Below are 13920 nucleotides of genomic sequence, written 5' to 3'. Positions count from 1 at the left end.
GGCAACGCGTTCTTTTCAGACCCGGACTGTGGGGCGAGGCTGATATACTTAACGCGTTATTTATTGCATAAAAGTTCAAAACTTGAACAGCTCAGGAGAATTTGAATGGCTGCCCTAAATTCGAAAGTCAGAAAGGCCGTCATCCCGGTAGCGGGATTGGGGACCAGGATGTTACCAGCAACTAAGGCGATTCCTAAAGAAATGCTGCCTCTGGTTGATAAGCCATTAATCCAGTATGTCGTTAATGAATGTATCGCAGCCGGCATCACGGAAATTGTGCTGGTTACACATTCATCAAAAAACTCTATCGAAAACCATTTCGATACTAGCTTTGAACTTGAAGCCATGCTGGAAAAACGTGTTAAGCGTCAGCTGTTAGAAGAAGTTCAGTCTATTTGCCCTCCGCACGTCACCATTATGCAGGTTCGTCAGGGGCTGGCTAAAGGTCTGGGCCACGCTGTGCTATGTGCACATCCTGTTGTGGGTGATGAGCCTGTAGCGGTAATTCTGCCAGACGTTATTCTGGACGAATATGAATCCGATCTTTCTCAGGATAATCTGGCTGAGATGATCAAACGTTTTGACGATACAGGTAGTAGCCAGATCATGGTTGAGCCTGTTGACGACGTAACGGCTTACGGTGTGGTTGACTGCAAAGGTGTTAACCTTGAACCGGGTGAAAGTGTGCCAATGATTGGCGTGGTAGAGAAGCCTAAAGCCGACGTAGCGCCTTCGAACCTGGCCGTTGTAGGTCGCTATGTACTGAGTGCTGAAATCTGGCCTCTGCTGGCGAAAACGCCTCCAGGAGCAGGTGATGAGATCCAGCTGACTGATGCCATTGATATGCTGATCGAGAAAGAGACCGTTGAGGCTTACCATATGAAGGGTAAGAGCCATGACTGCGGTAATAAGCTCGGTTATATGCAGGCATTTGTTGAATATGGCATTCGCCACAACACCCTTGGTGAAGAATTTAAAGCCTGGCTCAAAGAGAACGTAGGTATTAAGAAATAAGCCAGCATTGCTAATGTCTGAAACCGGTGAGGCGCTGCCCACCGGTTTTTTTATGCCCATAACACTCCGAAGCCCGCCTGAAAGTAAGCGCCCTGAAATAGCCGAATAACGTTTTATGACAGAGTGTAAGGGGATGTTTGCGATAAATTTTGGTTAAAAAAAATCCCGCATAATGCGGGATTTTTCTGAATGCGGCTTGATTAATCCTTGATCAGGAAGTCATCCAGCTGTTTACCTTGCTCATCCATGGCTTTCTTGATAACAGCAGGAGTACGACCCTGGCCAGTCCAGGTTTTAGTTTCGCCGTTCTCGTCAACGTAGCTATATTTAGCAGGACGGGCAGCGCGCTTAGCTTTAGTACCGGTTTTAGCTGCAGCCATGCTGTTCAGCAATTCATTTGGATCGATACCATCAGCAATCAGCATTTCACGATATTGCTGCAGTTTACGCGTACGCTCTTCGATTTCAGCAGCAGCAGCGCTTTCTTCTTCGCGACGTTCATTAACTACAACTTCTAATTTTTCCAGCATTTCTTCAAGCGTTTCGAGGGTGCATTCTCTTGCCTGCGCACGAAGAGTACGGATGTTGTTCAGAATTTTAAGTGCTTCGCTCATTGTAGTAATCTCAAACTTATAATGGGGGGGTGGTTTGTTGACCTAATAATAGAGCCATAAATTCAGTTGTGCAATAGCCAGGAATGTAAGGAATTCAAAAAATACTAAATAATGCCGCTATTATTAATTACGCTAACTTAAATTTCATCACCCGACAGTCTCGCTTGTTATCACGTAAACCTGCCTAACCCGGCCGATTGCATCTTTTTTTTGTGACATTTACCGCAGGAATTATAGTTGCGGTGGAGAAATATCAGCCTTTTGTATTAGTTCCCACCAGTGATGTTAAGACTGAAATAGTTAATAAATAGTGAATTTTAATGAACGGTGATTCCACTATAAAAAGAAGTGTTATGTTTGGCTGAACTTATAACATATTGGCCTGGCTGAATGCGTTTACTTCATGTTTTAACGGATTATTTTCGAAAACAGAAGACCCGGATCTCCGCTGCGAACCGTGTCGTCTGTGCGCTGCATCGCTGATGACCAGACAAAATATGGTACAATCAATCATTGGGAATATTACACATTGATTAGGGTTTTACGGCCAATGGCACAACTTTATTTCTACTATTCGGCAATGAATGCAGGTAAATCCACCGCGTTGCTGCAGTCCTCGTACAATTACCAGGAACGAGGGATGCGTTCCGTTGTTTATACGGCTGAGATAGACGATCGCTTCGGTGCAGGGAAGGTGAGTTCCAGAATAGGTCTCTCGTCGCCGGCCAGACTGTTTAACCCGAAAACTGACCTGTTTGAGGACATTCGTACAGCGCATGCTGCGCAGCCCATTCACTGTGTTCTGGTAGATGAGAGCCAATTTCTCACGCGTGAACAGGTTCATGCGCTTTCAGAAGTGGTCGATGAACTCGATATTCCCGTTCTTTGTTACGGGCTGCGTACGGATTTTCGCGGTGAACTCTTTGCCGGGAGCCAGTATTTGCTCGCCTGGTCGGATAAACTTGTTGAACTGAAAACAATCTGTTTTTGCGGCCGTAAAGCCAGTATGGTGCTTCGTCTCGACCAGGCCGGGAAACCTTATGCAGATGGTGAGCAGGTGGTTATAGGTGGTAATGAACGCTATGTTTCGGTCTGCCGTAAGCATTATAAAGAAGCGCTGTCTGTAGGCTCGCTGACAGCGATTCAGCACGACAACAGAAAGTAACGTCAGCTTTATTATTCAGATTATTCAGACATAAAAAAACCCGCCATACAGGCGGGTTTTTATCATCAGGCTGTCAGTTAAGCGCTTTTCTTCGCTTTCTTGTCAGCTTTAATAACAGGAGCTTCTGTTTTCACAGCGGCAACGTCGCTTTCTTTGAACTCACGACCGTAGAAGGTATCCAGCAGAATCTGTTTCAGCTCAGAGATCAGTGGGTAGCGCGGGTTAGCACCAGTACACTGGTCATCGAATGCATCTTCAGACAGCTTGTCTACGTGAGCAAGGAAGTCAGCTTCCTGAACGCCTGCTTCGCGGATAGATTTAGGAATACCCAGTTCAGCTTTGATGCTGTCCAGCCATGCCAGCAGTTTCTCAATCTTCGCAGCAGTACGGTCGCCCGGTGCGCTCAGACCCAAGTGGTCTGCAATTTCAGCGTAACGACGACGAGCCTGAGGACGGTCGTACTGGCTGAATGCAGTCTGCTTGGTTGGGTTATCGTTAGCGTTATAACGGATAACGTTGCTGATCAACAGGGCGTTCGCCAGACCGTGAGGAATGTGGAACTGAGAACCCAGTTTGTGTGCCATAGAGTGGCAAACACCCAGGAAGGCGTTGGCAAACGCGATACCGGCGATGGTTGCTGCACTGTGAACACGCTCACGCGCTACCGGGTTTTTAGAACCTTCGTTGTAAGACGCTGGCAGGTTTTCTTTCAGCAGTTTCAGCGCCTGCAGTGCCTGGCCATCAGAGAACTCAGAAGCCAGTACAGAAACATAAGCTTCCAGGGCGTGAGTTACTGCATCAAGACCACCGAATGCACACAGTGATTTCGGCATATCCATAACCAGGTTGGCATCAACGATAGCCATGTCTGGAGTCAGCGCGTAGTCAGCCAGTGGGTATTTCTGACCTGTTGCGTCATCAGTTACAACCGCAAACGGTGTAACTTCTGAACCGGTACCGGAAGTGGTCGTTACTGCGATCATCTTCGCTTTCACGCCCATTTTCGGGAACTTATAGATACGTTTACGGATATCCATAAAGCGCAGCGCCAGTTCTTCGAAGTGGGTTTCCGGATGCTCGTACATAACCCACATGATTTTCGCGGCGTCCATTGGGGAACCACCACCCAGTGCGATAATCACATCAGGTTTGAAGGAGTTAGCCAGCTCAGCACCTTTGCGAACAACGCTAAGGGTAGGGTCAGCTTCAACTTCAAAGAACACTTCAGTTTCAACGCCAGACGCTTTCAGCACAGAGGTGATCTGGTCAGCGTAGCCGTTGTTGAACAGGAAACGGTCAGTCACGATGAGCGCACGTTTGTGGCCATCAGTAATCACTTCATCCAGCGCGATTGGCAGAGAGCCACGGCGGAAGTAGATAGATTTCGGAAGTTTGTGCCACAACATGTTTTCAGCTCGCTTAGCAACGGTTTTCTTGTTGATCAGGTGTTTTGGACCAACGTTTTCAGAGATGGAGTTACCACCCCAGGAACCACAACCCAGAGTCAGGGAAGGTGCGAGTTTGAAGTTGTAAAGGTCACCGATACCACCCTGAGAAGCCGGGGTGTTAATCAGGATACGCGCAGTTTTCATCATCTGGCCGAAGTGAGCGACGCGTTCTGGCTGGTTATCCTGGTCGGTGTACAGGCAAGACGTGTGACCGATACCACCCATGGCAACCAGTTTCTCGGCTTTCTCTACCGCGTCTTCGAAATCTTTCGCACGGTACATTGCCAGCGTAGGAGACAGTTTTTCGTGTGCAAACGGCTCGCTTTCGTCGACAACTTTCACTTCACCGATCAGGATTTTGGTTGTTGCCGGAACGGTAAAGCCTGCGAGTTCAGCGATTTTGTATGCTGGCTGACCTACGATAGCGGCGTTAAGCGCGCCATTTTTCAGGATGATGTCCTGAACCGCTTTCAGCTCTTTGCCCTGCAGCATGTAGCCGCCGTGGCTGGCGAAACGTTCACGAACGGCGTCGTACACGGAGTCTACGACAACAACAGACTGTTCGGATGCACAGATAACGCCGTTATCGAAGGTTTTAGACATCAGCACGGAAGCAACAGCGCGTTTGATGTCAGCGGTTTCGTCGATAACAACAGGGGTGTTACCTGCACCCACACCGATGGCCGGTTTACCGGAGCTGTATGCTGCTTTAACCATGCCAGGACCACCCGTCGCCAGGATCAGGTTAATGTCCGGGTGATGCATCAGCGCGTTGGACAGCTCAACAGAAGGTTGGTCAATCCAGCCAATCAGATCTTTAGGTGCGCCAGCAGCGATAGCGGCCTGCAGGACGATATCCGCAGCCTTGTTGGTTGCGTCTTTCGCACGTGGGTGTGGAGAGAAGATGATAGCGTTACGGGTCTTCAGGCTAATCAGCGATTTGAAGATGGCAGTAGAGGTTGGGTTAGTTGTCGGAACAATACCGCAGATGATGCCGATAGGTTCAGCGATAGTGATAGTACCGAAGGTGTCGTCTTCAGACAGCACGCCACAGGTTTTCTCATCTTTATAGGCGTTGTAGATATACTCTGAAGCAAAGTGGTTTTTGATCACTTTATCTTCAACGATACCCATGCCGGATTCGGCAACGGCCATTTTAGCGAGAGGGATTCGAGCATCTGCAGCAGCCAGTGCGGCCGCGCGGAAGATTTTATCAACCTGTTCTTGGGTGAAATTGGCATATTCACGCTGGGCTTTTTTAACGCGCTCGACGAGGGCGTTCAGTTCAGCGATATTAGTAACAGCCATAATGCTCTCCTGATAATGTTTAAACTCTTTTAGTAAACCAGCGCTCGATACGTCACACAGTATAGACAGAGCCGATACGACTTGCGTAACATAAAGTAAAACAAAGGGTTACTTTCTGCTCCAGCACACTAATTTACTAAAAGAGCCTTACCTTAGCATCATCCATTTTTGTCAGGTGATCTCCCTGGGGGCGTAACCAAGATTACTCACTTCTGAGTACGGAAATTATGATCTGCGTCAATTTTACCCCAAGCTGATACCTTTCAGCAGGGTTATTTCTTTGAGATTTTTCCAGTGTTAAATAATTACGTAAGTATTGGAAGCGGCGCTATCATTGATTATACATATGTTTAACATCCTGAAATGATAACGTTTTGGCACAGATTTCAAGTGAAGTATGCTAATAAAAAGGGTATCTTCAGCGCGATTTCTCATGACAAATTATCAATCCCGGGCATATGTATAAGCGGAGCAAAACGTGATCCAAACGCTCTTTGATTTTCCAACGTATTTTAAGTTTTTTATTGGTTTGTTTGCCCTGGTCAACCCGGTGGGGATCATACCTGTCTTCATTAGTATGACGAGTTACCAGACGGCGGCGGCCAGGAACAAGACCAACCTCACCGCTAACCTCTCAGTAGCTATCATATTATTGACCTCCCTTTTTTTGGGTGATGCCATTCTTCAGCTCTTCGGGATTTCGATCGATTCTTTCCGCATCGCGGGTGGGATCCTGGTGGTGACTATCGCTATGTCCATGATCAGCGGGAAGCTGGGCGAGGATAAACAGAACAAACAGGAGAAGTCAGAAACCGCCATCCGGGAAAGCATCGGCGTGGTGCCACTGGCATTACCGCTCATGGCCGGTCCTGGCGCCATCAGCTCAACCATTGTCTGGGGCACGCGTTACCATAGCCTGATGCATCTGATTGGCTTTTCAGTCGCTATTGCCCTTTTTGCGCTGTGTTGCTGGGGGGTATTCCGCATGGCACCCTGGCTGGTGCGCTTGCTGGGGCAGACGGGCATTAACGTCATCACGCGTATCATGGGCCTGTTGTTGATGGCGTTAGGGATAGAATTCATTGTCACGGGGATTAAAAGCATTTTCCCTGGCTTGTTACACTAATATTTCATATGAAAGAACGGAGCTACGGCTCCGTTTTTTTTATGTAATTATCAGCAAATCATATAACTAAAGTTGAAATGCTCACATATCATAATAAATTCTACTAATAATCTTCATCTCTTGTATTTCAACAAGTTATTAATCCCGCCTCAGTCTGCCTGCGCAGAAAAGCTTCGATCGCTCTGTTATTTTACTCACATGATACTCTGGGGCTTGCTGAGAGATAACCGAAATGATATTAGTAATTTCAACATTCCCTTAGAGGAATGTGCTAAATAATAACCAGTTGTTAAATTTTTGTACAAAGTTGCTCAGTGATAGCGCAGCGACGCGCGCATAGAGAAGATTCTCTCTATCAAGTTGAATGTCATGTCTTTTTTATGGTGTTCAATGTCTGGCAGGGCTGCCCCCAACAATACGGTGCTCACCGTAAAAGAGAATTGCTTAACAAATTTGCAAAATGTATTGGCGCGCGTTTACGCCATTTGATACTTTCCGGCCTAATATTTTGCAGCGTAAAACAATTAGATGAGAATTATTTTCATATAGTTCTCTTCTCAGATATCCAGCACGGATCTCAAACAGGGGAGGTCTGTGACGAATCGACGCAAGACGGCCATACGAGCGGTCAGTAATAAAAAAAGTCGGTGATAGCAAGCAGTAAAAGAAGAACCTGACAGCAGCAAAAAAAACTCCTGCGCTGTACAGGCCCCAACAGGGGATTACACAGCTGGCGAAGGCCAGTAATTATAATGAGTGGAGTACCAACACAATGTCCATCATCACAAAAAAAAATCTGGTAGCGGCGGGGATTTTAACTGCGCTAATCGCGGGCAACGCTGCAATGGCTGCGGACGTTCCTGCAGGTGTTCAACTGGCTGAGAAGCAGACGCTGGTTCGTAATAACGGTGCGGAAGTTCAGTCTCTGGATCCGCACAAAATTGAAGGTGTTCCTGAGTCTAACGTTAACCGCGACCTGTTCGAAGGCTTGTTGGTCACTGACGTAGACGGCCACCCGGCACCGGGTGTGGCTGAGAAATGGGAAAATAAAGATTTTAAAGTCTGGACCTTCCATCTGCGTAAAGATGCAAAATGGTCCGACGGCACTCCGGTCACCGCCGAAGATTTCGTATATAGCTGGCAGCGCCTGGCGAACCCAAATACCGCCTCTCCGTATGCGAGCTACCTGCAATATGGCCACATCGCCAACATTGATGACATCATCGCGGGCAAAAAACCCATTACCGACCTGGGCGTAAAAGCGATCGATGCCAATACTTTTGAAGTGACGTTGAGCGAACCTGTTCCGTACTTCTATAAGCTGCTGGTTCACCCGTCCGTTTCTCCTGTTCCAAAATCCGCTGTGGAAAAATTTGGTGAGAAATGGACTCAGCCTGCCAATATCGTGACCAACGGCGCCTATAAGCTGAAAGATTGGGTAGTCAACGAACGTATGGTTCTTGATCGTAACCCGCAGTATTGGGACAACGCGAAAACCGTTATTGATCAGGTGACCTACCTGCCAATCTCTTCCGAAGTGACTGATGTTAACCGCTACCGCAGCGGTGAAATCGACATGACGTATAACAACATGCCGATTGAACTGTTCCAGAAACTGAAAAAAGAGATCCCTAAAGAAGTTCACGTCGATCCGTACCTGTGCACCTACTACTACGAAATCAACAACCAGAAAGCACCGTTCACCGACGTACGCGTCCGTACTGCGCTGAAGCTGGCACTGGATCGCGATATCATCGTGAACAAAGTGAAAAACCAGGGCGATCTGCCGGCATACAGCTATACCCCTCCATACACCGATGGCGCGAAACTGACTGCGCCAGAGTGGTTCAAAGAAACGCAGGAACAGCGTAACGCGGAAGCGAAGAAACTGCTGGCCGAAGCGGGCTACACCGCTGACAAGCCGCTGACCTTCAGCCTGCTGTACAACACCTCTGACCTGCACAAAAAATTGGCTATCGCCGTCGCCTCGATCTGGAAAAAGAACCTGGGCGCAAACGTGAAGCTGGAAAACCAGGAGTGGAAGACCTTCCTCGACAGCCGCCATCAGGGCACCTTTGATGTGGCGCGTGCTGGCTGGTGTGCGGACTATAACGAACCGACCTCCTTCCTGAACACCATGCTGAGCGACAGCTCAAACAACACCGCGCACTATAAGAGCCCGGCGTTTGACAAGCTGATTGGCGATACTCTGAAAACCACTGACGAAGCACAGCGTACTGAACTGTACTCTAAAGCTGAGCAGCAGCTGGATAAAGATTCCGCGATCGTTCCGGTTTACTACTACGTTAACGCCCGTCTGGTGAAACCGTGGGTAGGTGGGTATACCGGTAAAGACCCGATGGATAATATCTACGTTAAAAACTTGTATATTATCAAGCATTAATGGCAATGAGTGGGGCGGGTTTGCTCGCCCCACGGTGTCTAACCAACGTCACATTATATAGGCACACGCCAGAAGGTACGGGCAATGTTTAAATTTATCCTACGTCGCTGTCTTGAAGCGATTCCAACGCTTTTTATTCTAATTACGATTTCATTCTTCATGATGCGTCTTGCACCGGGAAGTCCATTTACCGGTGAGCGTACGCTGCCGCCAGAAGTCATGGCGAATATCGAAGCGAAATACCACTTAAACGATCCTATCTCCACCCAGTATTTCAATTATCTGAAGCAGCTGGCCCACGGTGATTTTGGACCGTCATTTAAATATAAAGACTATTCCGTTAACGACCTGGTCGCCTCCAGCTTCCCGGTTTCGGCTAAGCTGGGTGCTGCGGCATTCATTCTGGCCGTCGTTTTCGGGGTCACCGCAGGCGTTATTGCCGCGCTTAGACAAAATACCAAATGGGATTATGCCGTAATGGGGGTGGCGATGACCGGGGTAGTCATACCCAGCTTCGTTGTCGCGCCATTACTGGTAATGATATTTGCCATCACGCTGAAGTGGTTGCCTGGCGGCGGCTGGAACGGTGGGGCATTAAAGTTCATGATTTTGCCGATGGTGGCATTATCTTTGGCGTACATCGCCAGTATCGCGCGTATCACCCGTGGTTCAATGATCGAGGTGCTTCACTCGAACTTCATTCGTACCGCGCGCGCAAAAGGGCTACCGATGCGCCGGATTATTTTACGCCACGCGCTCAAACCGGCGTTGTTGCCCGTACTCTCCTATATGGGACCGGCATTCGTCGGGATCATCACCGGCTCAATGGTCATCGAAACGATCTACGGCCTGCCAGGCATTGGTCAGCTGTTCGTTAACGGTGCGCTCAACCGTGACTATTCACTGGTACTGAGCCTGACTATTCTCGTCGGGGCGCTGACCATTCTCTTTAACGCTATCGTCGATGTGCTGTATGCCGTCATCGATCCGAAAATCCGTTACTAACACTGGAGCACGCCATGATGTTGAGTAAGAAAAACAGCGAGGCGCTGGAAAACTTCAGTGAAAAACTGGAAGTAGAAGGTCGTAGCCTCTGGCAGGACGCGCGCCGTCGTTTTATGCACAACCGTGCAGCGGTTGCCAGTCTGGTTGTTCTGGTAATTATCGCGCTGTTTGTGACCCTGGCGCCGATGCTGTCGCAATTTACCTATTTCGACACCGACTGGGGCATGATGTCCAGCGCGCCTGATATGGAATCCGGCCACTATTTTGGCACGGACTCCTCCGGACGCGATCTGCTGGTGCGTGTCGCTATCGGTGGTCGTATCTCGCTGATGGTCGGTATCGCTGCCGCGCTGGTGGCGGTGATTCTGGGCACGCTTTACGGCTCACTTTCCGGCTATCTTGGCGGCAAAGTTGACTCGGTGATGATGCGTCTGCTGGAAATCCTGAACTCCTTCCCGTTCATGTTCTTCGTCATCCTGCTGGTGACCTTCTTCGGCCAGAATATCCTGCTGATCTTCGTGGCCATCGGGATGGTATCCTGGCTGGATATGGCACGTATTGTTCGCGGCCAGACGCTGAGCCTCAAACGTAAAGAGTTCATCGAAGCCGCGCAGGTGGGGGGCGTCTCTACCGGAAATATCGTGGTTCGCCATATCGTTCCTAACGTACTTGGCGTGGTTGTGGTGTACGCCTCACTGCTGGTGCCAAGCATGATTCTGTTTGAATCCTTCCTGAGCTTCCTTGGGTTGGGTACGCAAGAGCCACTGAGCAGCTGGGGCGCGCTCCTGAGCGATGGTGCAAACTCAATGGAAGTATCACCCTGGCTGCTGCTTTACCCGGCGGGTTTCCTGGTCGTCACCCTGTTTTGTTTTAACTTTATCGGCGATGGCCTGCGTGATGCCCTCGACCCGAAAGACCGTTAAGGAGCGCCGTCATGACAATTATTGAAACGGCCACTGCGCCACAGGCGCAACAGCAGAACAATCTTCTGCTGGATGTGAAAGATCTCCGTGTGACCTTTAAAACGCCGGACGGGGATGTCACCGCGGTCAACGATCTCAACTTCAACCTGCGTGCGGGCGAAACGCTGGGGATCGTCGGTGAATCCGGCTCGGGCAAATCCCAGACCGCCTTTGCGTTGATGGGGCTGCTGGCATCGAACGGTGTGATTGGCGGTTCCGCAAAATTCAACGGCCGTGAAATTCTCAACCTGCCGGAGCACGCGCTGAACAAGCTGCGCGCCGAACAGATCTCGATGATTTTCCAGGATCCGATGACCTCGCTGAACCCGTATATGCGCGTTGGCGAACAGCTGATGGAAGTGCTGATGCTGCACAAAGGCCTGGGCAAAGCTGAAGCCTTTGAAGAGTCCGTTAAAATGCTGGATGCGGTGAAAATGCCGGAAGCGCGTAAGCGTATGCGCATGTTCCCGCACGAGTTCTCTGGCGGTATGCGTCAGCGTGTGATGATTGCGATGGCGCTGCTGTGCCGGCCAAAACTGCTGATTGCCGATGAACCTACCACCGCGCTGGACGTCACCGTTCAGGCACAAATCATGACCCTGCTGAACGAGCTGAAGCGTGAGTTCAACACGGCGATTATCATGATCACCCACGACCTGGGCGTGGTTGCGGGCATCTGTGACAAAGTGCTGGTGATGTATGCCGGTCGAACCATGGAATACGGCAAAGCGCGCGATGTGTTCTATCAGCCCGCGCATCCGTACTCGATTGGCCTGCTGAATGCGGTCCCGCGTCTCGATGCGGAAGGGGAAGCGCTGCTCACTATTCCGGGCAACCCGCCAAACCTGCTGCGTCTGCCAAAAGGCTGTCCATTCCAGCCGCGCTGTCCGCACGCGATGGAAATCTGCAACAGCGCGCCGCCGCTGGAAGAGTTTGCACCAGGCCGTCTGCGCGCCTGCTTTAAGCCGCAGGAGGAGCTGGTATGAACGCATTAGATGAAAAACGTAACGTGCTGCTCGAAATCGCAGACCTTAAAGTGCATTTCGATATCAAAGACGGCAAACAGTGGTTCTGGCAGCCGCCGAAGACCCTGAAAGCGGTGGATGGCGTCACGCTGCGTCTGTACGAAGGGGAAACCCTGGGCGTGGTGGGCGAATCCGGCTGCGGTAAATCGACCTTCGCGCGAGCAATTATCGGTCTGGTAAAAGCCACCGGCGGCAAGGTGGCCTGGCTGGGTAAAGATCTGCTGGGCATGAAACCCGACGAGTGGCGCGACGTGCGCAGCGATATCCAGATGATATTCCAGGATCCGCTGGCGTCATTAAACCCGCGTATGACTATCGGTGAGATTATTGCCGAGCCGCTGCGTACCTATCATCCGAAGATGGCGCGTCAGGAAGTACGCGATCGTGTTAAGGCGATGATGATGAAAGTGGGGCTCTTGCCTAACCTCATCAACCGCTATCCGCACGAATTTTCCGGTGGCCAGTGCCAGCGTATTGGTATTGCACGTGCGCTGATCCTCGAGCCGAAGCTCATCATCTGTGATGAGCCAGTTTCCGCGCTGGACGTTTCTATTCAGGCGCAGGTGGTGAACCTGCTGCAGAAATTACAGCGTGAGATGGGACTGTCGCTGATCTTTATTGCGCATGACCTGGCCGTGGTGAAACACATCTCTGACCGCGTGCTGGTGATGTATCTGGGTCATGCCGTGGAGCTGGGCACCTACGATGAGGTGTACCATAACCCGCTGCACCCCTACACCAAAGCGCTAATGTCCGCGGTACCGATCCCCGATCCCGATCTGGAAAAGAATAAAACGATTCAGCTTCTGGAAGGGGAATTGCCCTCACCGATTAATCCGCCGTCGGGCTGCGTCTTCCGCACGCGCTGCCCAATGGCCGGGCCGGAGTGTGCGAAAACGCGACCGGTTCTGGAAGGCAGTTTCCGACATGCGGTTTCCTGCCTGAAAGTAGACCCGTTATAATCGTAAGGGCTGACATGATGTCAGCCCTTATTTTTTGCGAGGTTACTGTGTCGCGTTTATTCACGTCAGCCCGTCAGCGGCTTTATCATTTATTATTCGATCCTGAAACGGTATCCGGGCGACGCTTCGAAGGTCTCTGTGGTTTATTTGCGCTCCTCAGCGTGCTTGTCATCTTTATTGAATCGGGTGCCGGGACGCAATACCACCTGACGTTTGACGAATGGCATATCTTTGTCTGGCTTGAACTGGTGATAACCCTGGTCTTTACCGCTGAATATGTCCTCAGAGTGATTACCTGGCCTAATCCGGCCCGATATGTTTTCAGCTTTTGGGGGGTTATCGATTTAGCTACCATCCTGCCGCTCTATGTGATGTGGCTGTGGCCGGAAATCAGCCTGAGCTATGTCTTTGCCTGGCGCGCGATGCGCGTTATTCGGGTATTGCGTATTCTGAAATTACTGCGTTTTATGCCGTCATTGCGCATATTCTGGAGTGCGATCGTTAGCGCGCGACATCAGCTTATTCTGTTCTATTCATTTATTGCCATCGTCATGATTGTTTTCGGCGCGTTGATGTATTTGATAGAAGGGCCGAAATATGGCTTTACGACGCTCAATGCGTCGGTGTACTGGGCGATTGTGACCGTCACGACCGTGGGTTACGGAGATATCACACCCCATACGCCACTGGGCCGCATTGTGGCGTCCGTGCTAATTTTGATTGGATATTCGGTGATTGCTATCCCGACGGGACTCATTACTACACACATGAGCAACGCATTTCAGAGCCGCAAGCAGCAGCGTAAATGCCCGAGCTGCCATCAGGGTGAACATGAACACAGCGCGCGGTTTTGTAACCGCTGCGGAAGTGAATTGCCGGAGTAAATA

General features: G+C 50.1%; 11 protein-coding genes. 9 read left to right on the top strand and 2 right to left on the bottom strand.

The window, feature by feature from the left end; genetic code table 11:
• The first annotated feature begins 105 nt into the window (after positions 1 to 105).
• Positions 106 to 1014 carry a UTP--glucose-1-phosphate uridylyltransferase GalU gene (galU, locus tag PYW49_RS04650; RefSeq protein WP_134350564.1) on the top strand — a complete coding sequence of 303 codons (909 nt, stop codon included), beginning with the start codon at positions 106 to 108 and terminating at the stop codon, positions 1012 to 1014.
• Between the two features lie 200 nt (positions 1015 to 1214).
• Here the strand turns inward: galU and hns are convergent, their stop codons facing one another.
• Positions 1215 to 1628, bottom strand: coding sequence for a histone-like nucleoid-structuring protein H-NS (gene hns, locus PYW49_RS04645; protein ID WP_008502781.1), 414 nt, complete (start codon positions 1626 to 1628; stop codon positions 1215 to 1217).
• Positions 1629 to 2178: 550 nt separating this feature from the next.
• Between hns and tdk the strand changes: the two genes are divergently transcribed.
• Complete coding sequence (gene tdk / locus PYW49_RS04640) at positions 2179 to 2793, top strand: thymidine kinase (protein WP_134350563.1); 615 nt, start codon at positions 2179 to 2181, stop codon at positions 2791 to 2793.
• Positions 2794 to 2870: 77 nt separating this feature from the next.
• Here the strand turns inward: tdk and adhE are convergent, their stop codons facing one another.
• Positions 2871 to 5549, bottom strand: coding sequence for a bifunctional acetaldehyde-CoA/alcohol dehydrogenase (gene adhE, locus PYW49_RS04635; RefSeq protein WP_134350562.1), 2679 nt, complete (start codon positions 5547 to 5549; stop codon positions 2871 to 2873).
• 478 nt (positions 5550 to 6027) lie between these two features.
• Here adhE and PYW49_RS04630 point away from each other — a divergent pair, with 478 nt between their 5' ends.
• The 7 genes from PYW49_RS04630 (at position 6028) to PYW49_RS04600 (ending at position 13917) form a co-directional block, all read left to right on the top strand.
• Positions 6028 to 6675 (top strand): YchE family NAAT transporter, encoded by a 648-nt coding sequence (locus PYW49_RS04630; RefSeq protein WP_023312098.1) that lies wholly within the window; start codon positions 6028 to 6030, stop codon positions 6673 to 6675.
• Positions 6676 to 7447: 772 nt separating this feature from the next.
• Positions 7448 to 9079, top strand: coding sequence for an oligopeptide ABC transporter substrate-binding protein OppA (gene oppA / locus PYW49_RS04625; protein ID WP_134350561.1), 1632 nt, complete (start codon positions 7448 to 7450; stop codon positions 9077 to 9079).
• Positions 9080 to 9163: 84 nt separating this feature from the next.
• Positions 9164 to 10084, top strand: a complete 921-nt coding sequence (gene oppB, locus PYW49_RS04620; protein WP_134350560.1) for an oligopeptide ABC transporter permease OppB — start codon at positions 9164 to 9166, stop codon at positions 10082 to 10084.
• 14 nt (positions 10085 to 10098) lie between these two features.
• Positions 10099 to 11007 (top strand): oligopeptide ABC transporter permease OppC, encoded by a 909-nt coding sequence (oppC, locus tag PYW49_RS04615; protein ID WP_047348245.1) that lies wholly within the window; start codon positions 10099 to 10101, stop codon positions 11005 to 11007.
• A gap of 11 nt (positions 11008 to 11018) precedes the next feature.
• The gene (gene oppD, locus PYW49_RS04610; RefSeq protein ID WP_134350559.1) at positions 11019 to 12032 is read left to right on the top strand and encodes an ABC transporter ATP-binding protein; all 1014 of its coding nucleotides are present in this window, start codon (positions 11019 to 11021) and stop codon (positions 12030 to 12032) included.
• Complete coding sequence (oppF, locus tag PYW49_RS04605; RefSeq protein WP_114977023.1) at positions 12029 to 13033, top strand: murein tripeptide/oligopeptide ABC transporter ATP-binding protein OppF; 1005 nt, start codon at positions 12029 to 12031, stop codon at positions 13031 to 13033. The genes oppD and oppF overlap by 4 nt, the downstream gene beginning before the upstream one ends.
• 14 nt (positions 13034 to 13047) lie before the next feature.
• Positions 13048 to 13917 (top strand): ion transporter, encoded by an 870-nt coding sequence (locus tag PYW49_RS04600; protein WP_320385808.1) that lies wholly within the window; start codon positions 13048 to 13050, stop codon positions 13915 to 13917.
• Positions 13918 to 13920: the final 3 nt, after the last annotated feature.

The sequence above is a fragment of the Enterobacter chinensis genome (assembly GCF_034008295.1).
GTDB lineage: Bacteria > Pseudomonadota > Gammaproteobacteria > Enterobacterales > Enterobacteriaceae > Enterobacter > Enterobacter chinensis.
This window is presented reverse-complemented; position numbering and strand designations above follow the sequence as displayed.

What these genes read in the sequence shown, in the direction of transcription:
- oppF (WP_114977023.1), top strand. Translation starts at nt 12,029, where the DNA reads ATGAACGCATTAGATGAAAAACGTAACGTGCTGCTCGAAATCGCAGAC.
- oppB (WP_134350560.1), top strand. Translation starts at nt 9,164, where the DNA reads ATGTTTAAATTTATCCTACGTCGCTGTCTTGAAGCGATTCCAACGCTT.
- PYW49_RS04600 (WP_320385808.1), top strand. Translation starts at nt 13,048, where the DNA reads ATGATGTCAGCCCTTATTTTTTGCGAGGTTACTGTGTCGCGTTTATTC.
- adhE (WP_134350562.1), bottom strand. Translation starts at nt 5,549, where the DNA reads ATGGCTGTTACTAATATCGCTGAACTGAACGCCCTCGTCGAGCGCGTT.
- oppA (WP_134350561.1), top strand. Translation starts at nt 7,448, where the DNA reads ATGTCCATCATCACAAAAAAAAATCTGGTAGCGGCGGGGATTTTAACT.
- oppC (WP_047348245.1), top strand. Translation starts at nt 10,099, where the DNA reads ATGATGTTGAGTAAGAAAAACAGCGAGGCGCTGGAAAACTTCAGTGAA.
- oppD (WP_134350559.1), top strand. Translation starts at nt 11,019, where the DNA reads ATGACAATTATTGAAACGGCCACTGCGCCACAGGCGCAACAGCAGAAC.
- tdk (WP_134350563.1), top strand. Translation starts at nt 2,179, where the DNA reads ATGGCACAACTTTATTTCTACTATTCGGCAATGAATGCAGGTAAATCC.
- hns (WP_008502781.1), bottom strand. Translation starts at nt 1,628, where the DNA reads ATGAGCGAAGCACTTAAAATTCTGAACAACATCCGTACTCTTCGTGCG.
- galU (WP_134350564.1), top strand. Translation starts at nt 106, where the DNA reads ATGGCTGCCCTAAATTCGAAAGTCAGAAAGGCCGTCATCCCGGTAGCG.